The sequence below is a fragment of the Azospirillum thermophilum genome (assembly GCF_003130795.1).
GTDB classification, from domain to species: domain Bacteria; phylum Pseudomonadota; class Alphaproteobacteria; order Azospirillales; family Azospirillaceae; genus Azospirillum; species Azospirillum thermophilum.
On the sequence record NZ_CP029352.1, the window covers coordinates 777,452 to 798,999 of the forward strand.

General features: G+C 67.2%; 17 protein-coding genes and 4 pseudogenes. 10 read left to right on the forward strand and 11 right to left on the reverse strand.

What is annotated here, in order from left to right:
• Window positions 1-145 precede the first annotated feature (145 nt).
• Window positions 146-367 (forward strand): annotated as a pseudogene (locus DEW08_RS03500) (transposase domain-containing protein); the annotation flags it as partial.
• A gap of 4 nt (window positions 368-371) precedes the next feature.
• Here DEW08_RS03500 and rplB read toward each other — a convergent pair.
• Together rplB and DEW08_RS03510 are read right to left on the reverse strand one after the other, a co-directional pair.
• Window positions 372-551: pseudogene (gene rplB, locus DEW08_RS03505) on the reverse strand (50S ribosomal protein L2); the annotation flags it as partial.
• A gap of 16 nt (window positions 552-567) precedes the next feature.
• Window positions 568-885, reverse strand: a complete 318-nt coding sequence (locus DEW08_RS03510; RefSeq protein WP_109324509.1) for a 50S ribosomal protein L23 — start codon at window positions 883-885, stop codon at window positions 568-570.
• A gap of 178 nt (window positions 886-1,063) precedes the next feature.
• Between DEW08_RS03510 and DEW08_RS31005 the strand changes: the two are divergent.
• A pseudogene (locus DEW08_RS31005) lies at window positions 1,064-1,510 on the forward strand (transposase); the annotation flags it as partial.
• A gap of 248 nt (window positions 1,511-1,758) precedes the next feature.
• Here DEW08_RS31005 and DEW08_RS03520 read toward each other — a convergent pair.
• Entirely contained in the window at window positions 1,759-2,349 is a 591-nt protein-coding gene (locus tag DEW08_RS03520; RefSeq protein WP_168220256.1) for a hypothetical protein, read from the reverse strand.
• Window positions 2,350-2,735: 386 nt separating this feature from the next.
• On the opposite strand from DEW08_RS03520, the pseudogene DEW08_RS33685 reads away from it, so the two are divergent.
• Window positions 2,736-3,967 (forward strand): annotated as a pseudogene (locus DEW08_RS33685) (IS3 family transposase); the annotation flags it as partial.
• A gap of 19 nt (window positions 3,968-3,986) precedes the next feature.
• On the opposite strand, the gene DEW08_RS03535 reads toward DEW08_RS33685, so the two are convergent.
• From DEW08_RS03535 to DEW08_RS03550, 4 genes are all read right to left on the reverse strand, one after another.
• Window positions 3,987-4,181 carry a hypothetical protein gene (locus DEW08_RS03535; protein WP_109324517.1) on the reverse strand — a complete coding sequence of 65 codons (195 nt, stop codon included), beginning with the start codon at window positions 4,179-4,181 and terminating at the stop codon, window positions 3,987-3,989.
• 38 nt (window positions 4,182-4,219) lie between these two features.
• Window positions 4,220-5,400 (reverse strand): IS3 family transposase gene (locus DEW08_RS03540; RefSeq protein WP_109324518.1). Its coding sequence is split into 2 segments (ribosomal slippage): window positions 4,220-5,106 and window positions 5,106-5,400, totalling 1,182 coding nucleotides; the frame shifts between segments, so codons are not numbered across the junction.
• Between the two features lie 88 nt (window positions 5,401-5,488).
• A complete protein-coding gene (locus tag DEW08_RS03545; RefSeq protein ID WP_109324525.1) occupies window positions 5,489-6,814 on the reverse strand; it encodes an MFS transporter in 1,326 nt (441 codons plus the stop codon).
• A gap of 119 nt (window positions 6,815-6,933) precedes the next feature.
• The gene (locus DEW08_RS03550) at window positions 6,934-8,220 is read right to left on the reverse strand and encodes an amidohydrolase (RefSeq protein ID WP_168220258.1); all 1,287 of its coding nucleotides are present in this window, start codon (window positions 8,218-8,220) and stop codon (window positions 6,934-6,936) included.
• A 182-nt stretch (window positions 8,221-8,402) separates the two neighbouring features.
• Between DEW08_RS03550 and DEW08_RS03555 the strand changes: the two genes are divergently transcribed.
• A complete protein-coding gene (locus DEW08_RS03555; RefSeq protein ID WP_109324527.1) occupies window positions 8,403-9,674 on the forward strand; it encodes a hypothetical protein in 1,272 nt (423 codons plus the stop codon).
• 278 nt (window positions 9,675-9,952) lie between these two features.
• Entirely contained in the window at window positions 9,953-10,138 is a 186-nt protein-coding gene (locus DEW08_RS03560) for a hypothetical protein (protein WP_109324528.1), read from the forward strand.
• Between the two features lie 13 nt (window positions 10,139-10,151).
• On the opposite strand, the gene DEW08_RS31010 is transcribed toward DEW08_RS03560, so the two are convergent.
• The gene (locus tag DEW08_RS31010; protein ID WP_168220259.1) at window positions 10,152-10,328 is read right to left on the reverse strand and encodes a hypothetical protein; all 177 of its coding nucleotides are present in this window, start codon (window positions 10,326-10,328) and stop codon (window positions 10,152-10,154) included.
• Between the two features lie 392 nt (window positions 10,329-10,720).
• On the opposite strand from DEW08_RS31010, the gene DEW08_RS03565 reads away from it, so the two are divergent.
• From DEW08_RS03565 to DEW08_RS03585, 5 genes are all read left to right on the forward strand, one after another.
• Complete coding sequence (locus DEW08_RS03565) at window positions 10,721-11,383, forward strand: CoA transferase subunit A (protein ID WP_109324530.1); 663 nt, start codon at window positions 10,721-10,723, stop codon at window positions 11,381-11,383.
• The gene (locus DEW08_RS03570) at window positions 11,376-12,032 is read left to right on the forward strand and encodes a 3-oxoacid CoA-transferase subunit B (protein WP_109324531.1); all 657 of its coding nucleotides are present in this window, start codon (window positions 11,376-11,378) and stop codon (window positions 12,030-12,032) included. Before DEW08_RS03565 ends, DEW08_RS03570 begins: the two co-directional genes overlap by 8 nt.
• An 87-nt stretch (window positions 12,033-12,119) precedes the next feature.
• On the forward strand, window positions 12,120-13,493 hold the full coding sequence (locus tag DEW08_RS03575) for a TIGR00366 family protein (RefSeq protein WP_109324534.1): 1,374 nt from the start codon (window positions 12,120-12,122) through the stop codon (window positions 13,491-13,493).
• Window positions 13,494-13,584: 91 nt separating this feature from the next.
• Window positions 13,585-14,760: an acetyl-CoA C-acetyltransferase gene (locus DEW08_RS03580; RefSeq protein WP_109324535.1), complete on the forward strand. Its 1,176-nt coding sequence runs from the start codon at window positions 13,585-13,587 to the stop codon at window positions 14,758-14,760.
• A gap of 124 nt (window positions 14,761-14,884) precedes the next feature.
• Window positions 14,885-16,576, forward strand: a complete 1,692-nt coding sequence (locus DEW08_RS03585; RefSeq protein ID WP_168220260.1) for a methyl-accepting chemotaxis protein — start codon at window positions 14,885-14,887, stop codon at window positions 16,574-16,576.
• Between the two features lie 57 nt (window positions 16,577-16,633).
• On the opposite strand, the gene DEW08_RS03590 is transcribed toward DEW08_RS03585, so the two are convergent.
• From DEW08_RS03590 to DEW08_RS03600, 3 genes are all read right to left on the reverse strand, one after another.
• Window positions 16,634-17,038, reverse strand: a complete 405-nt coding sequence (locus DEW08_RS03590; RefSeq protein ID WP_109324537.1) for a four-helix bundle copper-binding protein — start codon at window positions 17,036-17,038, stop codon at window positions 16,634-16,636.
• Between the two features lie 157 nt (window positions 17,039-17,195).
• Window positions 17,196-20,276 carry a MexW/MexI family multidrug efflux RND transporter permease subunit gene (locus DEW08_RS03595; protein WP_109324541.1) on the reverse strand — a complete coding sequence of 1,027 codons (3,081 nt, stop codon included), beginning with the start codon at window positions 20,274-20,276 and terminating at the stop codon, window positions 17,196-17,198.
• A gap of 16 nt (window positions 20,277-20,292) precedes the next feature.
• On the reverse strand, window positions 20,293-21,537 hold the full coding sequence (locus DEW08_RS03600) for an efflux RND transporter periplasmic adaptor subunit (protein ID WP_245985909.1): 1,245 nt from the start codon (window positions 21,535-21,537) through the stop codon (window positions 20,293-20,295).
• Window positions 21,538-21,548: the final 11 nt, after the last annotated feature.

The following is a 21,548-nucleotide window of genomic DNA, read 5'->3' on the forward strand; positions in this document are numbered from 1 at the left end:
GTGCCGCTGGACTCTGTTATAAAATCCTAACATTTAATTATATTCGCAGCCGCTTGCCTGAGGCGCCTTCAGCGGCTCTGTTGCAAAGTTGGCCGGCACGCGGCGGAATGGCTGGACGCTGTTGGGAGCCAAGCCGTGTCGGCCTATTAAGGGGCGCCACTTCGAGGGTGAGATCGTGCTCTGGGCGGTGCGCTGGTACTGCCGATACGGCATCAGCTACCGTGATCTCGAGCAGATGATGGCCGAGCGCGGCGTCACGGTCGATCATTCAACGATCTACCGCTGGGTGCAGAAGTACGCGCCGGAGATCGAGAAGCGGCTACGCTGGCAGTGGCGCTGCACACGGTCAACCAGCTGGCGGGTCGACAGACGCGCTTGTGACCGCCGCCCATCCGGCGCGCGGTGATGCGGCCGGTGTTGTTGCGGCCACCGGACTTGGTCAGGCCCTGGGTGAGGGTCTTGACCGGCTTGCCCTTCCACAGCTCCGAGCGGTCGACGATGACCAGCTGGCGGAGCGACGGCGTAATCGGGCGGTATTGCTTCAGAGCCATCGGATCACACTCCCGCTCAGATGCCCGTGGTCACGTCGATCTTGTTACCCTCGGCGAGGGTGACGACGGCCTTCTTGAAGTCCGAGCGACGGCCGATGGTGCCGCGGAAACGCTTGGTCTTGCCCTTGGTGATCAGGGTGTTGACCGCGGTAACCTTCACATTGAACAGGCCCTCGACGGCCGCCTTGATCTCCGGCGTGGAGGCCATCAGCGGAACGCGGAAGGTGACCTGGTTATGCTCCGAGGCCATCGTCGACTTCTCGGTGATGACAGGAGCCAGAATCAGATCGTACATCCGCTCCCGGCTCACCGCAGGTTTCGACTGCTTGCTCATTTCAGATGCGGGGCGAGGCGCGCCTCGTCGAACGCGCCTTCAACGTCGGACCCTGCGTGCTCACCGAGGCCGTACAGTTCATCAGCCAGCAGCTCGAACCCCAGGACGCATAGCGTCGGCGGTGATGCCCGTAATCATCATCTCGCGCCTGCCGACAAACTATGCAACAGAGCCCATCAATATGCTGAACAAGGTGCCAAAGACGCACCAGCCGGCGATGAAGACCGACCTGAAGGAGATCTGGATGGCGGCCGATCGCGCCTCGGCCACGGCGGCGCCGACCACCTTCGAGAAGAGATACCCGGCCAAGGACGCCAAGGCGGTGGACTGTCTGAGCAGGGACCGCGACGCGCTGCTCGCCTTCTACGCTTTCCCCGCTGAGCACTGGGCCCGTGCGGGCGCCAATCCGATCGAAAGCGTGTTGGGCATGGTCCGGCACCGCACGGTGCGGGCCAAGGGGGCGCTGCCGCAGGACACTGCCAAGCTGATGGTCTTCAAGCTGATCTCCGCCGCCAAGACCTGGCGCCGGCTGAACGGCGAAACCCTGTTGCCCAAGGTGATCCGAGGCGTCACCTTCCGCGACGGCGTCGAGGTCACCGACGCCACGGCACAGGACGCCGCCTGACCAGGCCATCACCCAAGTTCCTCCATGGCGCAGTTGGCCATGCACGCGCTTGAGTTCGACGGTCTGGTCCTTGCCCGTAAATGCTGGCCCGCCGGCAACAGGCACTGAGGCTGGATGCGTCGGCCAGCCCGCGTCGGTACGGCTGAACTGACTACAGAGTTTCTGGGACCGGCCCAGCCGGCTAAGCCGACTAGAAACAGCACCCAAGTTTCTGTTAGAAATCCTGTTACAATTTTCGTTCATTACGGCTAATCGATTGATTTATATAGGAAATTCCTCATCCGAACCGAATCCGGCCGGGCCCACCAACCGCTTCCAGAGGATTTCGGCAGGTCGTCGGAGTCCTCCTCGGCGTCGCGGCACGCAAGCGGCACGCAGATGCCGGCCTCGGTATTTCGGTACAGTGGATGGGTGGCCTTCAACTCCTTCCGGATGACGCTCACAGTACCACCCGACACACCCGTCCGTCGGACCACCTCCGCGTGCGGCACGCCGGACAGGATCAGCTCCCGAACCTCTTGGCGTTTGACCTCGCCGATGCCGTGCCGGCGCGCCCGGCCAGTGAAGCTGATCTCGATCTCAGAACCGAGCGCTGCCTGTGGGCGGTCAATCTGGGCGCGCTTCAGGTGCTTGCGCATCTCTCCCATGACTTCCTCAATGGCCTCCAGAGCATCGGCCAAAAAGCCGGGCTCGTAGGGTGCATAGATCGATGTGGTAGCGGCCGAACCGTCCGGCAGGTGGCCCAGGAACAGGCTGATCTGCTCGGTGGGAACGCGCCGCTTGCGCATCTCGCGAGCCATTCCGTGCCGGATCGAGTACGGGGTGACGCGCTCGTCCAACCCCGCAGCCTCGCGAGTGATCCGCCACATGTGCAGAATGGAGCGGATCGGCTGGTTCCGGTAGCTGATGTACCGGCCACTTTTCCCCACCGGCTAACTGAGCCATGGGCGCAGCGTCGGTGAGACCGGCACCACCGGCCGGAACTTCTTGTTCTGGACGCGGCCGGGTGGATTGAGGTCGAGAAGCCCGTGCTCCGAGTCGTACTGCGCTGGTTCAATGTCCAGAACGGCCGCCGGGCGGGCCAATGGGGCGCGGTACGGTTCGATGAGACACCCGGCTGCGGTAGATTGAACCGCAACCGGAGGTCATTGAGATGGACAAGGAACAGGGGGGTAAGCCCGAGGGGGCGCCGGAGCGCGCCCACCACGCTGGCTCAGGCGCCCCCTCGGGCGCGGACGCCAGCACGCCCCAACGCTTCTCCGCGGCGCGCAAGGTGGCGGCGGTCACGCGCCTGCTGCGCGGCGAACCGCTGGAGGTGGTCGCCCGCGAGCTGAACGTCACGGTGGCGCGCCTGTCGGAGTGGCGCGAGCGCGCCCTGGCGGCGGCCGCGTCCGCCATGAAGGAACGCGAACGCGACGAGCGCGATGAGGAGATCGCGCGCCTGAAGGCCAAGGTCGGCGAGATCACGATGGCCAACGAGCTGCTGGAGGAAAAGATCGCCGCCCTGGAGGGCAAACGCCCTTTGGCCCGACGGAGGCCGAGGCGATGAGCCGGACCACCTCGCCCTCCACCGGTCGCCCCTACGGTCTGGCCCGGGTTGCTCGGACGTGGCGGGTATCCCGCGCCACTGTGTATCGCCACCGGGCGGTCGGCCCGGCACCGATGCCCGGGCGCCGAGGTCCGCTCGGCCCCTGCTCGGATGCCGAGTTGGTCGAGCACATCCGCCAGCAGATCCTCGTCTCGCGCTTCCATGGCGAGGGATATCGCAAGATCTGGGCGCGTCTGCGCTTTGCGGGGATCCGCACCTCGGCCCGCCGGGTAAGGCGGCTGATGGGCGCACACGGGCTGCTGGCGCCGCATCGGGTCGGGCGGCGGCGCGCACGGGCGCACGACGGCACCATCGTCACCGAGACGGTGAACACGATGTGGGGCACCGACATGAGCGAGACGATCACCGTGGCCGAGGGCGTGGCGCGCGTCTTCATCGCGGTCGATCACGCCAACTCCGAGGTAGTCGGCATTCACGCCTCGAAAAGCGGCAACCGCTTCGAGGCCCTGGAGCCGGTCCGCCAAGGCGTGCTGCGCCACTTCGGCGCCATCGGCCCGGGCGTCGCGACCGGGCTGAAGCTGCGCCACGATCACGGCTCGAACCACATGTCCGGCGACTTCCAAGCCGAGATCACATGCCTGGGCATCACCAGTTCACCGTCCTTTGTGCGCGAGCCGGAGGGCAACGGCGTGGCCGAGCGCTTCATCCGGACGCTCAAGGAGAACTTCCTCTGGGTCCACACCTTCGACACCATCGAGGAGCTGCGCCGCGCTCTGGTCGAGTTCGCCCGCCACTACAACGAAACCTGGCTCGTCGCCCGGCATGGACACCGCACTCCGGCCCAGGTGCGCGCCGACCAACTTCGGGTTGATCAGCCGTCGTGCGCCGAGCTACCCTTGGCCGCCTGAAGAAGCCCAGCCGGGTGTCTCAAATCCGGGCCGCGGTACACGCCGGGCGGGCCAATGTGTTGGAGGCGATCAGCAGGAACAGCAGCATGTGGCGCGATTGCGCCGCATCGATAAGGCGCGCCAGCTCCTCGGGCGTGATCGGGCGGCCTTTCGGCTGGCGCGCCCGCTTTGCTTCGGCGGTGACGGTCCCGAAGATGTGCGGGACTTCGGCCAACTCCTGCCTGATCTTGCCCCGGTTGGGTGGACACAGGTTCACGCAGATCTTAGCTCGGCCTGTTCGGGGGTGATGTATCCGATGGCCGAGTGGGCGCGTTGGCGATTGTAGTAGGTTTCGATGTAGGCGAACACCTCCCGGCGCGCCTGGTCGCGGGTTTCGAACCGAGTACGATGGACCAACTCGACCTTGAGAGTGTGGAAGAAGCTCTCCATGGGAGCATTATCGTAGCAGCAGCCCTTGCGCGACATGGATTGCCGCATCCCGGCCGCCTGCAACAGGTCCCGGTAATCCCGGGAGGCATACTGACTGCCGCGATCGGAATGCTGGATGAGGCCCACGGCTGGCCGTTGACGCTGGATGGCCATGACCAGGGCGGAGGTGGCGAGTTCGGCGCGCATATGGTCGCGCATCGCCCATCCAACGATCTTCCGGGTCGCCAAGTCGAGGAGAGCCGCCAGATACAGCCAGCCTTCAGCGGTGGGCAGGTAGGTGATGTCGGCAAGCCAGACCCGGTTGGGCTCGGCTACCTGGAAGGCCTGGCCCAGCAGATCGGGAGCGACTGGCAGGCCATGGCGGCTGTCGGTCGTGACGGGCCGGAACCGGCGTGCGGCGGCACCCCGGATGCCGTGCCGGCGCATCAGACGCGCCACCCGGCCCCGGCTGGCGGCGACGCCCTCCGCGCGGAGGGCTGCATGCACGCGCGGGCTGCCATAGCGGCCATGGTGGTGACCATGAACGCGTCGGACCTCGACCAGAAGCTGTCGGTTGGCGGCGGCCCGCTGGCTTTCCGGCCGCCCACGCCACGCGTAGTAACCGCTGGCGGACACCTCGAGCACCGAGCACATAAGCCGGGTCGGGAACTCGTCCCGGTGGTCCTCAATGAAGCGGAACCTCATCTCAGTGTTTCCGAGAAGATGCTGATGGCCTTTTTTAAAATGTCGCGTTCCTGCCGGACGCGCTCCAGCTCGCGTCGCAGCCTCGCGATCTCCGCCGTCTGCTCATCCGGCTTGGCCGGCATGGCCGTGTCGGATACGGCAGGGGAACCAGACCGTGGGCGCGGCGGGTGGCCTTGGGCTACCCGCCGCCAGTTCCGCAGCACCGAGGCCTGCAGGCCCAACTCCCGCGCCACATGCTCCAGGGGCCGACCGCTCGCTTCCAGCAGGGCAACAGCCTCACGCTTGAACTCGTCCGTGAAGGATCGCCTCGTCTTCGTCATCAGACACCTTCCCGCTCCACTCGGAGCTTAGCTGAGATGTCCACCGAACCGAGGCAAGATCAATCGGACGGTGTCCGTCGTCGGATGCTCAGTGCGTCTCCGCAGTCCGGCGGCTGGCGATGCGTGCGGCAAGGGCCGTGACAGCGGCGACGCTGATCACGGAGGTGGCGATCACGTAGAAGCTCGGCGCCATCTTGTTCCCTGAACTCGCGATCATCGCCGTCACGATCAGCGGCGCGAAGCCGCCGAACAGCGTCACCGAGATGTTGTAGCTGAGCGCCAGGCCGGTTCCCCGCGTGCTGGTCGGGAAGATTTCCGACAGCAGTGCCGGCGCCGGGCCGAGCGACGCGGCGATCAGCAGGCCGACGATGGCCTGCACGGCCAGCAGCGTGCCAACCGCGGGCCAGTGGTTGAGGGCCAGGAAAAGCGGATAGGAGGTGAGGCCGGCCGTCGCCAGCGCCAGCGACAGCACGCGGAAGCGGCCGAACCGGTCGGACAGGCTGCCGAACACCGGCGCCGCCACCATCAGCGTCAGGCCGGTGATCATCGCCCCGACGAACGACGACGTTTGCGGGATGTGCAGTTGCGTCGTGGAATAGGTCGGCATGTAGAGCTTATGGACGTAGTTGAAGCCGGTAATCCCGGCGACGACGCAGATGCCCAGCAGCAGGCACAGCCCATCCCGCGTCACCACCACGCGCAGCGGCGACTTCTCCGGCTTCCTGGCAGCAATCTTCAGGAACTCCGGGGTCTCGTCGATCTGGTTGCGGATATACATGCCGACCGGTCCCACCAGAAGCCCGAACCCGAAGGCCACGCGCCATCCCCAGTCCGCCAGTTGGGCCTCGGTGAGAAGCGCGCTCAGCAGCGCGCTGATGCCGGCCGCCACCACCGTGGCCAAGCCCTGGGTCGAGGACTGCCAGCTCGCGAAGAAGCCGCGGCGGCCGGCAGTCGAATGCTCTACCATGAAGGCGGTCGCGGCGCCGAACTCGCCGCCGGTGGAGAAACCCTGCAGCAGACGGGCGATGACCACCAGCAGCGGGGAGAGGATGCCGATCTGCGCGTAGGTCGGGGCAAACACGATGATGGCGGTGCCCACCATCATGATCATGATCGACAGCGTCAGCGATGCCTTGCGTCCCGCGCGGTCGGTGTAGGCGCCAAGCACGATGGCGCCCAGCGGCCGGGCGAGATAGGAGATGCCGAAGGTCCCGACGCTCAGCAGCAGCGACGTGGTGTCGTCGGTCGCCGGAAAGAACAGCTTGCTGATCACGACGGAAAAATAGCCGTAGATCAGCAGGTCGTAGAATTCGAGCGTGTTGCCGATGCTCGCGGCGAACACCTCTTTCCATGGCCCCCGTTTCGGCTTTACCGACGTCTCGCTCCAGGCGATCGACTGGTTTTCGACAGACATGAGAATGCCCCTTGTTCGTGTTCCATTGCGATAGCCGCCTTCTTTTCCGAGGCGTTCTTTTCTGGTGGCGATGCTCTGCCGTGCGGCCCGGGGCCGCCGGCGATGTCGAAGACTGAAGGTCAGAGATGTCCCGCTTCGGGAAGCGGGGTCAGCAGGAGGCGGGCGATCCGTTCCAGCAGTTCGGTCCCGATCGACAGGGACTCCTCGTCGAAGTCGAAGCGGGGATTGTGATGAACCGCGCCGAGCTTGGAGCCGATGCCGAAATAGACGGCCTGGCCGCCGCGGTCCTGCACCCGCCGCATCATTTCGGCCGCGTCGTCGCTGCCCTTGAAGGATACGTCGTCGCGGACCGTGTGCACCCGCGACATGCTCTGCGCCGCGGCACCGACAAGCTGCGCGAGGGAGCGGTCGCTGCTTGCCGAGCAGGCCTCTCCCGCCAAGTCCACCTGGAAGGAGACGCCGTGCATCGCCGCCGCCCCCTCGATCACGCGATGTGCGGCTTCCTTGAGGAACTGCAGTGCCTCGGTGCTTTCCGAGCGGAGCTCCAGCGCCAGACGCGCGGTGCTGGGAATGGTGTTGCGCGACTCTCCGCCGGACAGCATCCCGACATTGACGCGCGTATCGCCGCCGCCGTGGCGCGGAATGGCCATCAGGTTCTGTGCGGCGACGCAGGCGGCCAGCAGCGCGTTGCGGCCCTCCTGCGGCGAGACGGCGGCATGGGCCCCGGTCCCGGCAAACGCCACGTCCAGCTTCACGCTGCCCAGGATATCCCTGTACCCGCTGATGATCTCGCCCACTTGACGGGCCTGGACGCCGAGATGGCAGCCGATGAAGCGGTCCACGTCATCCAGGACGCCGGCGGCCACCATCGCCCGTGCTCCCCGCAGCCCTTCTTCGGCGGGCTGGAAGATCAGCCGGACTTCGCCGGCGATACGGTCCCGCCATTGGGTGAGCGAGCGGGCGAGGGCCAATCCCATCGCCGCATGGCCGTCATGGCCGCAGTTGTGATGGGTGTTGGCACAGGTCGAGGCGTAGCCGTCCCGAGCGGGCAGGTGCTCCTCGCTCCGCGATTCCCCTCCATGATTGGCGTCGAGGTCGAAGCGGAAGGCGATGGTCGGACCGGGGGCGGTGCCTTTCAGACAACCGACAACGCCGGTGAAGCCGTTGCGCAGCGCTCCGGCCGTCTCCGGATCGGCCCCGAGTTCAAGGGCCCGCTCGTAGAAGAAGTCGAGCTCCTGCTGCGGCGGCAGTCCCAGGCGGGCGTCGGCGCGCACCACGTCGGCACCCCAGCGGACCTCCCAGCCCAGGCCCCGGAGCGCCGCCACGACCTTGCTGGCCGTGAACACTTCGCACCAGCCCGGCTCCGCGACGCGGTGCAATTCGCGCCGGTCGGCGATCAGCTGCATGTCGAGGCGGGGCGTCGATAGGGGACTCTCGATCATCGAATCGTTGTGCCTTACGGAGGAAGCGTCGATTACGGACATATTAGGGACAGTACCTCTGACCTGAGTCAAGCGGGATTGAGGACCTATTACGGACATGGCTTATTGGCTACATGCGTGAAGCGGGCCAGCGGGGAAGGGTGCAGATGATCGGGGTGGTAGGCCCGGACGATACGGTCGAACTGATCAAGCGCGTGGCCCGGGAAAGCGGCCTTGGGCAGGTGCTGGTCACGGCGACCTACGCGGTGCCGGAAGACACCCCGCGGCTGGTCGGTGCCCTTCTTCGCGTCTGCGCGGTGATTCTCTTCAGCGGACGCCTGCCTTACCGCCTCGCCCTTGCCGCCGGCTTTCCGCAGGACAGGCTCGACTTCATCCAGCATGAGGGAACCGACCTGTTCCGGACGCTTGCGCTGGTGGCGCTGGGCAGCGACCGGGTGGGCCATATCCCGCGCTTCAGTTTCGACTGCATTCCGGCCTCCGACGTCGATGAGGCCTTCGATGAACTGGGGCTGACGGACAATTATCGCGTGATCCCACTGGAACGGGGTGAGGACGGCCGGGACATCGATCTCGGCCGGATCGTCGAGGAACACCGCTCCCTGCTCCGCGATGGCACGGTGGAGCAGTGCGCCACCTGCATCCGCAGCGTCTATGAGACCCTGAAGGCGGAGAAACTGCCGGTCATCCGCATCAATCACTCCCGCGCCTCCGTCCGGCAGGCCCTCCTTCGGGCGAAGCTCCGCCACGATCTGGTCCAGGCGGAAGCGACCCAGACGGCCGTGTGCCTCCTCTCACCGCGGCCCGGCCATGCCGGGGTCGCCGGTGGCACGGTCTCCCAGGCCGCACGGCGGTTTGCCGCCGTCCTCGACGGGCATGTGTTGCGGGACGACGAAGCCGGCAGCGTGCTGATCTCGACGAGGAACGCCGTCGAAAGCCGGCTGAAGCCGCAGCCGCTCGCCGCCCAGGGGGAGGGGCCGCCGCTGGTCTTCGGGATCGGGTTCGGCTCCAACGCCGAACAGGCGGAGACCCTGGCGCGGCAGGCGCAGCAGCATGCCCTGCTCCTTCCCGAGCAGGTCATCCAACTCGACGGCGTCGCCGCGCTCATCGCGATGATGGACCCGGACGAGGCGCGGGAGGGACGGCAGACCGATCTCGACATCTCCCTGACCCTGCAGATCTCGCCGGCCGTCATCCGCCGCTTGATGGCGGTCTTCCGCGTCCTCGACCCCAACGGCTTCACCGCCGCGGAACTGGCCCAGAGCTACAAGGTCCTGCCCCGCAGCGCCCGGCGCCTGCTGAAGCTGCTGAAGGATCGGGGATTCGTCGAGGAATGCGGGGTGCGCAACCGCAGCCGGGCAGGGCGGCCGGAGGTGGTGTACCGCATCTTCCTGGACCGGATTCTCCTGCCGACCTCCTGAATCGCGGGCAAGCAGGTCAGCAGTCTTGTCACACTTCCGATCGCGCCGGCGGCGTTAAGGTGGCGCCCAGGCCGGCCGGCCGGGTGGCCCGGCCCCTGGCGAGGCGAGAAGGGTCTTCACGATGAACAGGATGGGTCTGGGGCTGGCGATGCTGGCAGTGGGTGCGGCTGTCCCGACGGCGGCTTCGGCCGGGGATCTGAAGCCGGGCAGGCTTACAGCACCCATCTCTCTGAAACCTCGGTCGTGACCTACTTCACCCGTGACGGGACGGCTTCCGCGTGGTGGTCACCGGCGCCTCCCATCCCGATGCGCAGCCGGTCCGCTTTGTCACGACGCTGCTGCCCGGTCAGCGGACCATGGTCGTCATTCCCCGCGATGCCGGCGAGCCGCAGGCGGCCCTGGCGATCGCCCGCGTCGGCGACCGCCTCGTCGTGGAGAACGCCAGGACAGCCGTTACGAACTGACCGCCGTCACGGCTCAACGCTTCGATGCCCTGGTTCTGCGCTTCGCCCCGGTCTTCGACTTCGGCGGCGTGGTCATCGATTTGAGCAGGGCTGCCTGGTTGCGCTTCGCCGCGGACATGGTGGCGGCCGTCATCATGCTGGTTGCCCGGTTGGCCCAGGACAGCCACAGGCTCATGACAGGGTTCTTCATCGTGTCGTCCTTCCTTTGATTGCCGTTGGTGAACAGTCGGGGCGCAGCAACGTCCACCGGGCCCCCTGCGCAAGAATTTGCGCAGCACGCACAAAGTTGCGCACCGCCTGATGGTTCGTTGCGCCGGTTTCTGCGCAAAAACGGGGCGTTTGCGCGCTCCGCAGCCACTTCTCCGTTTGGCACGACCCTTGCTCTTGTGTGGGTAAGCCTGCTGGCCCCGTCACCTCGCCGCGATGCGCGGGGTGACGGGGCCGCCACATCGCAGCGCTGCGAACCAAGAACGAGCGTCTGGTCCGCCCGCCGGTTCATCGCCGGTGCCGGATGGCCTGCGCCCACGGGGTGCCGTTGCGGACGAAGCTCCGCCGCATCCCGATGTCCAAGGGGGACGTCGAATGAGTAAAGTGCGAAAGCTGGAAGAGGCCGTCGCCATGATTCCCGATGGCGCGGTCCTGATGATCGGGGGTTTCATGGGCGTCGGCACGCCGCCCCACCTGATCGACGAGTTGCTGCGTCAGGGCAAGCGCAACCTGACCGTCATCGCCAACGATACCGCCCGCCCGGCGGTCGGCATCGGCAAGCTGATCGCCGCGAAGGCGGTGCGCAAGGTCATCGCCAGCCACATCGGCACCAATTCCGAGACCCAGCGCCAGATGATCACCGGCGAGACCGAGGTGGAACTGGTGCCGCAGGGCACGCTGGCCGAGCGCGTACGCGCCGGTGGCTTCGGCCTCGGCGGCGTCCTGACCCCGACCGGCGTCGGCACGGTCGTCGAGGAGGGCAAGCAGCGCATCGAGCTGGACGGGCAGGTCTATCTGCTGGAAAAGGCGCTGAAGGCCGATTTCGCCCTGATCGCCGCCAAGCGCGCGGACTATCTGGGCAACCTCGAGTACGCGCTGACCGCGCGGAACTTCAATCCGATGATGGCGATGGCCGCCGAGATGGTGATCGCCGAGGCCGAGGACATCGTGCCGGTCGGCGTCATCCCGCCCGACAGCGTCGTCACCCCGAACGTGCTGGTCGACTGCCTGGTCGCCAAGGAGCATCGCCATGGATGAGAAGACCCTGATCGCCAAGCGCGTCGCGCTGGAGTTGCGCGCGGGCAACCTGGTGAACCTCGGCATCGGCCTGCCGACCATGGTGGCGGCCCATCTGCCGGCCGGCGTCAACGTCTTCTTCCAGTCGGAGAACGGCATCATCGGCATGGCGCCGGTGCCGGAGCCGGGGGCGGAGAACGAGGATCTGAGCGATGCCGGCGGCAGCCCGATAGGCGCCGTTCCGGGAGCTGCGGCCTTCGACAGCGCGATGTCCTTCGGGCTGATCCGTGGCGGCCATCTCGACGTTACCGTGCTGGGCGGCCTGCAGGTGGACGAGGAGGGCCGGCTCGCCAACTGGATGGTGCCCGGCAAGATGGTGCCCGGCATGGGCGGCGCCATGGACCTCGTCTCGGGCGCCAAGCGCGTGATCGTCGCGATGCAGCACAGCGCCAAGGGCGAACCGAAGATCGTCAAGCGCTGCGCCCTGCCGCTGACCTCGGTGCGCCGGGTCGACCTGATCGTCACCGATCTCGCCGTGATCGAGCCGACGCCGAAGGGGCTGGTGCTGAAGGAGACGGCTCCCGGCGTCTCCGTCGCCGACGTGATGGCCCAGACCGGTGCGGAGCTGATCGTTCCGTCCGACGTGCCAACCATGCCGGTCGGCGCCTGACCGTCCCTTCTTGAGCATCCGGGAGGCCGCAGCCGCTGCGCCACCTCGCGTGGCGCGGCGCCGCCTCCCCCTTGCCGGAGATCCGCCATGAGCGTCACCACCGCCCCCGGACCCGCCTCGAGCGCCGTGTCCCGCTTCAATCCCATCACTCCCATCTCGCGCGCGCTGACCTGGCTGGTCAGCCGCTATCTGCCCGATCCCCTGATCTTCGCCATCCTGCTGACCATCCTGACCTTCGGGCTCGCCATCTGGCTGACGCCGAACGGTCCGGTCGACATGGTGCGGATGTGGGGCAACGGCTTCTGGAACCTGCTCGCCTTCTCGATGCAGATGGCGCTGGTGCTGGTCACCGGCCACGCGCTGGCGAGTTCCGAACCGGTGCGCAACGTCATGGGCCGGGTGGCGGCCATCGCCAAGACGCCGACGCAGGGCGTCATGCTGGTCTGCTTCGCCGCCGCGGTCACCAACGTGGTCAACTGGGGCTTCGGCCTGGTGGTCGGCGCCATGTTCGCCCGCGAGGTGGCGCGGCGCATTCCGAAATCCGACTACCGGCTGCTGATCGCCTCGGCCTACATCGGCTTCATGACCTGGCATGGCGGCTTCTCCGCCTCCATCCCGCTGGTCGCGGCGACCAAGGGCAACCCGATGGAGAAGACGGTCGGCCTGATCCCGATCGCCGATACCATCTTCACCACCTACAACATCGGCATCACGCTGGCGCTGATCATCGTCCTGCCGCTGATCTGCCGGATGATGCATCCGAAGCCCGAGGACGTCGTCGCCGTCGATCCCAAGCTGCTGAAGCCGGAGGAATCGACCAGGCGGGTGCTCGGCCCCGACGCCAGCCCGGCCGAGCGGATGGAGGAGAGCCGCATCCTGGGCTTCGTCGTCGCGGCGCTCGGCATCGGCTATCTGTTCCTGCACTTCCAGGCCAAGGGCTTCGACCTCAACATCAACACGGTCAACCTGATCATGCTGGTGGCCGGCCTGATCCTGCACGGCACGCCGATGGCCTATGCCCGGGCCGTCGCCAACGCCGCCCGCGGCACCGCCGGCATCATGGTGCAGTTCCCCTTCTATGCCGGCATCCAGATCATGATGGAGCATTCCGGCCTCGGCGGGCTGATCACCAACTGGTTCGTGGACATCGCCACCAAGGAGACCTTCCCGGTCCTGGCCTTCCTGTCGTCCGGCCTGATCAACTTCGCGGTTCCGTCGGGCGGCGGCCACTGGGTCGTGCAGGGTCCCTTCGTCATGCCGGCGGCCCAGCAGCTCGGCGTCGACCTCGGCAAGGCGGCCATGGCGATCGCCTATGGCGAGGAGTGGATGAACATGGCGCAGCCCTTCTGGGCGCTGCCGGCCCTGGCCATCGCCGGCCTCGGGGTGCGCGACATCATGGGATACTGCGCCACAGCGCTGGTCTTGACGCTACCCATCTTCCTGATCGGGCTTTATTTCTGACCAACCGAGGCCGCCGCGGTTCCGCACGGGGTGCGGGCGCGGCGGCCCCTTCCCATCCATCAAGAAACAATCGTTCCGGAGGGTTCCTCCAATGACCGAGATCGTCATTGCCAGCGCGGTGCGCACCGCCATCGGCAGCTTCAACGGCGCCCTGTCCGCCGTTCCCGCCCACGAGTTGGGCGCCGTCGTGATCCGCGAGGCGCTGTCCCGCGCCCATACGGATGCCGCCGAGGTGACCGAAGTGATCCTGGGCCAGGTGCTGACCGCCGGCCAGGGCCAGAACCCGGCCCGCCAGGCCGCCATCGCCGCCGGTATTCCGGTGGAGAAGACCGCCTTCGGCATCAACCAGGTCTGCGGCTCCGGCCTGCGCTCCGTGGCGCTGGGCTATCAGGCGATCCGCAACGGCGACGCCGACGTGATGGTCGTCGGCGGCCAGGAGAGCATGAGCCTGTCGCCCCACCTGATGCACCTGCGCGGCGGCGTCAAGATGGGCGCTGCGGAGATGCTCGACAGCATGATCAAGGACGGCCTGTGGGAGGCGTTCCACGGCTACCACATGGGCACGACCGCCGAGAATGTCGCCCGCGCCTGGAACCTGACGCGGGAGCAGCAGGACCTCTTCGCGGCGTCCTCGCAGCAGAAGGCGGAGGCCGCCCAGAAGGCCGGCCGCTTCAAGGACCAGATCGTCCCGGTCACCATCAAGGGCCGCAAGGGCGACACCGTCGTCGACACCGACGAGTACCCCAAGCACGGCACCACCGTCGAGACGCTGGCCAAGCTGCGCCCGGCTTTCGCCAAGGACGGCACGGTGACCGCCGGCAACGCATCCGGCATCAATGACGGTGCCGCCGCCCTGGTGCTGATGACGGCGGAGAACGCGGCCAGGCGCGGCATCACCCCGTTGGCGCGCATCGCCTCCTGGGCCACGGCCGGCGTCGATCCGACCATCATGGGCACGGGGCCGATCCCCGCTTCGAAGCTGGCGCTGAAGAAGGCCGGCTGGAGCGTGGGCGATCTCGACCTGATCGAGGCGAACGAGGCCTTCGCCGCCCAGGCGCTGGCCGTCAACGAGGGGATGGGCTGGGATACCGCCAAGGTGAACGTGAATGGCGGCGCCATCGCGCTCGGCCACCCCATCGGCGCCTCGGGTGCCCGCATCCTGGTGACGCTGCTGCATGAGATGGGCCGCCGCGACGCCAGGAAGGGTCTCGCCACGCTCTGCATCGGCGGTGGCATGGGCGTCGCCCTCTGCGTCGAGCGCGGCTGATCATCACGTTCTCGCCCGTTCGGGGCGCTGCCGACCGGGACGGGGAGGGGGGCGGCTTCGGCCGTCCCCCTGTTCCGTCGCGGGTCGCGGTTTCCCGGTCCTACCTGAAATCAAGAGACCTATCATGCGGTTATCGGATCTGCCGTTGCGCTGGCGCATCGGCTTTCTCGCCATCCTCTCGATCATCGCGGCCGGGCTGGTCGCGGCGGTCGGCGGCCACTTCGTCAACCGGGCCCTGGTCGAGCAGCGGATGAACAGCGTCCGCTTCATCGCGGAGAGCGGCGGCAGCATCGCGGCCCGCTTCCACAAGCTGGCCCAGGACGGGGTGCTGAGCGAGGAGGAGGCGAAGGAGCGCGCCCGCACCGCCATCGGCGCGATCCGCTACAACAACGGCGAATATCTCTGGGTCTGGACGTCGCAGATCATCAGCGTGATGCATGCCAACGCCGGCCTGATCGGCAAGAGCGGGGCGGAGATCCGCGACCGCAACGGCGTCTACGTCATCCGCGAGGCGGTCCGCGGCGCATTGGCCGATCCGCCGGAATTCGTCCATTACGAGTGGCCGCGGGCCAACGACCCCCAGGGCCCGACCTACGAGAAACTCAGCTACTCGGTCCACTTCAAGCCGTGGGACTGGGTGATCGGCACGGGCGTCTACAGCGACGACCTGAAGTCGGCGTTCTTCAGCATGATGAGCATCTTCGGCCTGATCGTCGCCGGCGTCGCCTCGTTGGCGCTCCTGCTCGGCTGGGCGGTCGCGCGCAGCGTCTCCGCCCCGCTGTCGCGCGTGCATGACGTGATGATCCGCTTGGCCGAGGACGACCTGGCCGTCGCGGTCCCGGAGCAGGATCGCCGGGATGAGATCGGCGAGATGGCCCGTACGCTCGATGTGTTCAAGGCGAACCTGCTGCGCAACCGACAGATGGAGCAGCATGCCCGCGAGGCCGAGGCCGCGGCGGCCGCGGAAAAGCGCGCCGCCATGCTCCAGGTCGCCGCGCGGTTCGAAACCCAGGTGGTGACGATCGTGGATGCCGTCGGCCATGCCGCGGGCGAGTTCCAGTCCACCGCCGCCCAGCTCGCCACGACCGTCGAGGAGGTGAACGGCGAATGCACGGCGGTCGCCGCCGCGTCGGAACAGACCTCCGCCAACGTGCAGACCGTCGCCTCCGCCTCGGAGGAGATGTCCGCATCCATCCGCAACCTGTCGGAGCGTGTCGCCAAGGCGGCGCAGCGGTCCCAGGCCGCCTCCGACGGAGCGAAGCGGGCGGAGGAGCAGTTGGAGGCTCTGGCGAAGGCGATCGAGCAGGTCGACCAGATCGTCACCGCGATCAATGCCGTCGCGTCGCAGACCAATCTGCTGGCGCTCAACGCGACCATCGAGGCGGCAAGGGCCGGCGAGGCGGGCAAGGGCTTCGCCGTCGTGGCGCAGGAGGTCAAGAACCTCGCGACCCAGACCCACGCGATGACCGAGCAGATCGGCAACCAGATCGAGGCGGTGAAGACCGCGTCGGAGCGGACCGTCGAGGCGATGCAGACCATCATCGGGCAGGTGGAGGACATCAGCCGCTCCAGCGCCGAGATGGCCGCCTCCGTCGAACAGCAGAGCGCGGCGACCGGCGAGATCAGCCGCAACGCCCAGCAGGCCGCCGCCGGTACCGCCGAGGTGTCGCGCAACGTCCATGACATCCAGCGTGCGGAGGAGGAAACCACCGCGGTGACGCAGGAGGTCAAGAAGGCGGCGGATGGGCTGGCCGGTCATGCCGCCATGCTCAAGCAGGCGGTCGACGGCTTCCTGGCGGATATCCGCGCCGCCTGATCCCGGGGAGTGGGGCCGGACCGTGCCGGTCCCATGGCTCCCCGCCGGTGAGTGCGGTCAGTGGCTCATCGACTGCACCGCCATACGGCAGGCGTCCTCGCAACTCCGGCAGGCCTCGGCGCAGATACGGCAGTGGTCGTGCATCTGGGCGTGACGCCCGCACTCCTCGGCGCACAGGCGGCAGGCGGTGGCGCAGGCCTCCAGCATCGCGCGGATCACCGCCTCGTTGGAGCCGCTGCGGCGGGTGGCGACGGCGCCGGTGGCCGTACAGACGTCGGCGCAGTCCATGTTCAGGCGGATGCACTGCACCAGATCCGCGACCTTGTCCTCGCCGAGGCAGGCATCGGCGCAGGTCGTGCAGGTCTGCGCGCAGTCGTAGCATTCCTCGATGCAGCGGATCAGGGCATCGTTGGTGTTCCCGCGGACATGCGGGTGGGTGCTGATCATCTCCCGGGCGTGCATGGTCGGCCTCCTGCCGTGTGGTGGACGGCCACCGGCGCGGCGGTCGCTGCCCGACCAACAGGACGGGGCGGCGATGGTTCGCAGGCCGGTCGGCCAAAAAGAAACGCGCCCGGCGGGGGCCGGGCGCGTCGGCAGGCAGGGCGGCCGGCTGTCCGCGTCAGGTCATCTCGGTGATCTCCCGGGAGCGGACCGAGCGGCTGACCGCCAGATGGTTCGTCGCCAGGATCGTGTAGACCGCCGGCAGCACGAACAGCGTGAACAGCGTCCCGATCAGCATGCCGGAGACGATGACGATGCCGATGGAGAAGCGGCTGGCCGCACCGGCGCCGGATGCCGACAGCAGCGGCACCAGACCGACCACCATCGCCGCGGTGGTCATCAGGATCGGGCGCAGCCGCACCGCGGCGGCATGTTCGATCGCGGTCCGGCGGTCCACCCCCTCGTTGATCTGCATCTCGCGGGCGAACTCCACCATCAGGATGCCGTGCTTGGTGATCAGGCCGATCAGCGTCACCAGGCCCACCTGGGTGTAGATGTTCATGGTCGCCGCACCGATGAACAGCGGCAGCAGCGCGCCGCAGATGGACATCGGCACCGACACCAGGATCACCAGCGGGTCGCGCAGCGATTCGAACTGCGCGGCCAGCACCAGGAAGATCACCACCAGCGCGAAGACGAAGGTGATGGCGAGCTGGTTGCCCTCGGTCACGTACTGCCGCGATTCCGACAGGTAGGCATGGTTGAAGCCGGCCGGAAGCTGGGTCCGCGCCTGCTCCTCCAGGAAGTCCACCGCCTGGCCGATGGTGACGCCCGGCATCGGCACTGCCGAGAAGGTGGCGGAGGGAAGCTGGTTGTACTTGTTCAGCGCGTTGGGCTCGACGCCGGTTTCGACCGACACGACGGTCGACAGCGGCACCTGCACCCCGCTGGCCGTGGTGACGTAGAAGCGGGTCAGCTCCTCGCCGGTCAGGCGCTGGTTGCGCGGCACCTGCGGAATGACTTCGTAGGAGCGGCCGTTGAGGTTGAAGCGGTTGACGTAGTTGCCGCCGACCAGGATGCCCAGCGTGTCGGCGACCGTCTGCATGTTCAGGCCGAGGTCGGCGGCCTTGTTGCGGTCGATCTTCAGCCGGAAGACCGGGCTGTCGAACTGCAGGTCGCTGTCGGTGACGATGAACATGCCGCTCTTGTTCGCGGCATCCTTGATCCGCTCCACCGCGTCGTAGATGGTGCGGTAGTCGCCGGGGCTGCTGATGACCATCTGCACCGGCAGGCCGCCGGTGGAGCCCGGCAGGGCCGGCGGCGACACCAGGAAGATCTGAACGCCGGTGACGTTGCCCAGTTCGCCCTGCACCAGCGGCTGGAGCTCCTTGGCGGAGCGCTCACGCTCGGCCCACGGCTTCAGGATCATGCCGGCGAAGCCCTGCGTCAGGGTCGGTATGCCGTTCAGGACGAAGCGGGTGTCGGTCTCGGGGAAGCCCTTGAACGTCTCGTCGATCTGCTTGCCGTAGCTGTCGATGTAGTCGAGGTTCGAGTATTGCGGCGCCTTGGAGATGCCGAACAGGATGCCCTGATCCTCCTCCGGCGCCAGTTCCGACATGGTGTTGGCGTAGAGATAGCCGACCGACAGCAGGATGCCGGCGCCGAACAGCAGGGTCGCCGCCCGGTAGGTCAGCGCGTTGGACAGGCGCCGGCCGTACCAGCGGGTCAGCCGTTCGAAGGTGTGGTCGACGAAACGGGCGAAGCGGCCCTCGTTCATCTCCCTGGTCAGAATCAGCGAGCACATCATCGGCGACAGCGTCAGCGCCACGATGCCCGAGACGATCACCGACCCCGCGAGGGTGAAGGCGAACTCGCGGAACAGCGAACCGGTCAGGCCGCCGAGGAAGCCGATCGGCGCATAGACCGCCGCCAGCGTGATGGTCATCGAGATGACCGGCCCGACGATCTCGCGCGCGCCGATGATGGCGGACTGGACCGGGCTCTTCCCTTCCTCCAGGTGGCGGTGGACGTTTTCCACCACCACGATGGCGTCGTCGACCACCAGACCGATCGCCAGCACCATCGCCAGCAGGGTCAGCAGGTTGATGGAGAAGCCCATCGCCAGCATGAAGGTGCCGGCGCCGATGATCGACAGCGGGATCGTCACAACCGGGATGACGACCGACCGGAAGGAGCCCAGGAACAGGAAGATCACCACGATGACGATGCCGACCGCCTCCAGCAGCGTCTTCACCACCTCGTCGATCGAGGCCTGGATGAAGCGGGTGCTGTCATAGACGATTTCCATCACCACGGAGGGCGGCAGGTTGCGTTCCAGGTCGGGCACCATCTTGCGGATGTCCGCCACGATGGTCAGCGGGTTGCCGGTCGGGGTGGAGTCGATGCCGATGAAGACGGCCTGCTGGCCGTTCATCGAGACGCTGGCGTTGAAGTTCTGGGCGCTCAGCTCCACCGTGCCGATGTCGGGCATCCGCACCAGCGCGCCATCCTTGGCCTTGACGATCATCTCGCGGAACTGTTCGACGTCGGTCAGGCCGGTGTTGGCGGTGACGTTGGTGATGACGAAGGTGCCCTTCGCCTGTCCGGGGGCGGACTGGTAATTGTTGGCGCGGATCGCCGCCGCGACGTCGCTGGCGGAGATGCCGCGGGCGGCCATCTTCACCGGGTCGAGCCACAGGCGCATGGCGAAGGTCTGGCCGCCCAGGATCTTGGCCGAGGCGACCCCCTCCACCGTCGCCAGCATCGGCTGGACGACGCGGGTCAGATAGTCGGAGATGGCGGCTTCGGACAGCTCGGTGCTGGAGAAGCCCATGTAGAGGATCGAGGTGGTCTCGCCGGTCGACTTCAGGATGACCGGGTCGTTCGCCTCGCGCGGCAGCTGGTATTTCACCTGCTGCACCTTCGCCATCACGTCGGTCATCGCGACGTTGGGGTCGAAGTTCAGGCGGACGTAGACGGTGACGATGCTCTGACCCTGCGTCGAGGAGGAGGTGATGTAGTCGACGCCCTCGGCCGACGCGACGGCCTGCTCGATGGGCGTCGATATGAAGCCCTGCATCAGGTCGGGCGAGGCGCCGGGGTAGGTGGTGGTGACCGTGATGACGGTGTTCTGGAGCTGCGGGTACTGCCGGATCGGCAGTTCCAGCAATGCGCGCGCACCGACCAGCAGGATCAGCAGGCTGACCACCAGAGCCAGGACGGGGCGTCGGATGAAGATGTCCGTGAAGGCGGAATTCATGATGCCGGCCTCCGCCTCAGTTCTTCGGCAGGGTCGACGGCGGCACCAGCGGATTGCTTTCCGCCAGCGACACGGCCGCCCCGTTGGACAGCTTGAGCTGGCCGGAAATCACCACCCGCTCGCCGGGCTTCAGCCCCTCGCGGATCTCGACCTGGTTCTCCGCCCGGTCGCCGACCTTCACCGGCCGGCGGTTGGCGACGAGCTGGTCCTTGCCGTCCTGCGTCTTCTCGCTGCCCACCACGAAGACGGAGTCGCCGTAGACCGTATAGTCCACCGCCGTCTCCGGAACCGTCAGGGCGTTGGCGACCGGCGGCAGCACCACGCGCACGTTGGCGAACATGCCCGGCCGCAGCAGGCGCGCGGTGTTGTCCATGGTGGCCTGGACCTTGATGGAGCGGGTCTCCGCGCTCACCTGCGGCTCGATGGTGGTGATCTGCGCCTCGAAGTCGCGACCCGTCACCGCGTCGGAGTTGATCAGCACCTTCTGCCCGATCGACAGCGCGTTCAGCGTCTGCTCCGGCAGGGTGAAGTTGACGTAGAGCCGCGACAGGTCGGTCAGGGTGACCAGGGTCGCGCCCGGGCTGACATAGTCGCCGACATTGACCTGCCGGATGCCCAGCTCGCCCTCGAAGGGGGCCTTGATCAGCTTCTGGGCGATGGTCGCCTGGTTGCGCTTGATGTTCGCGTTGATCTCGTCGAGCTGAGCCTGGTACTGGTCGACGCTGCTCTGCGGCGTCGCCTGGCTGCGCCGCAGGTCGCGGGCACGGTCGAGGTTCAGCTCGGCCAGACGGGCCTGGGCCTTCAGCGCCAGCAGCTCCGCCTGCTCGGTCGCGTCGTTGAGCTGGACCAGCGGGTCGCCGGCCTTCACGCGGGCACCGGACTCGAAGGGAATCTGCAGGACGCGGCCGGCCACCTCGGGCGCCACCACGACCTGGCGGCTGGCTGCCAGCGTACCGATGGAGGTCAGGTACTTCGCCACGTTGCGTACGCTCGCCTCGGCCACCGCCACCGGAGTGGGCGGCGGCTTGTTGTTGGCGAAATAGTCCGAGATCGCCTTGTTCTTGAACGTGTTGAAGCCGTAGAGCGCAACGCCCAGCAGCCCCAGCACGATGATCGTCACGATCAGCCGGAGGACCAGGGAGCGCCGCCGTGCCGGCGGATGCCCGCCATGGACCGGCCGCTGCGGATCGCTGCCGTGCGGGGCACCATAGGAGGTCTGCCGCTCCTTGGCGTCGGCGTTCGGTGGGGTGTCCAGAGTCACGATCGACTACT

Bases quoted from the DNA above. Each gene is read 5' to 3' on its own strand.
- DEW08_RS03595 (WP_109324541.1), bottom strand. From the start codon at position 20,276: ATGAATTCCGCCTTCACGGACATCTTCATCCGACGCCCCGTCCTGGCT.
- DEW08_RS31010 (WP_168220259.1), bottom strand. From the start codon at position 10,328: ATGAAGAACCCTGTCATGAGCCTGTGGCTGTCCTGGGCCAACCGGGCA.
- DEW08_RS03565 (WP_109324530.1), top strand. From the start codon at position 10,721: ATGAGTAAAGTGCGAAAGCTGGAAGAGGCCGTCGCCATGATTCCCGAT.
- DEW08_RS03585 (WP_168220260.1), top strand. From the start codon at position 14,885: ATGCGGTTATCGGATCTGCCGTTGCGCTGGCGCATCGGCTTTCTCGCC.
- DEW08_RS03570 (WP_109324531.1), top strand. From the start codon at position 11,376: ATGGATGAGAAGACCCTGATCGCCAAGCGCGTCGCGCTGGAGTTGCGC.
- DEW08_RS03590 (WP_109324537.1), bottom strand. From the start codon at position 17,038: ATGCACGCCCGGGAGATGATCAGCACCCACCCGCATGTCCGCGGGAAC.
- DEW08_RS03510 (WP_109324509.1), bottom strand. From the start codon at position 885: ATGAGCAAGCAGTCGAAACCTGCGGTGAGCCGGGAGCGGATGTACGAT.
- DEW08_RS03550 (WP_168220258.1), bottom strand. From the start codon at position 8,220: ATGCAGCTGATCGCCGACCGGCGCGAATTGCACCGCGTCGCGGAGCCG.
- DEW08_RS03545 (WP_109324525.1), bottom strand. From the start codon at position 6,814: ATGTCTGTCGAAAACCAGTCGATCGCCTGGAGCGAGACGTCGGTAAAG.
- DEW08_RS03575 (WP_109324534.1), top strand. From the start codon at position 12,120: ATGAGCGTCACCACCGCCCCCGGACCCGCCTCGAGCGCCGTGTCCCGC.
- DEW08_RS03580 (WP_109324535.1), top strand. From the start codon at position 13,585: ATGACCGAGATCGTCATTGCCAGCGCGGTGCGCACCGCCATCGGCAGC.
- DEW08_RS03555 (WP_109324527.1), top strand. From the start codon at position 8,403: ATGATCGGGGTGGTAGGCCCGGACGATACGGTCGAACTGATCAAGCGC.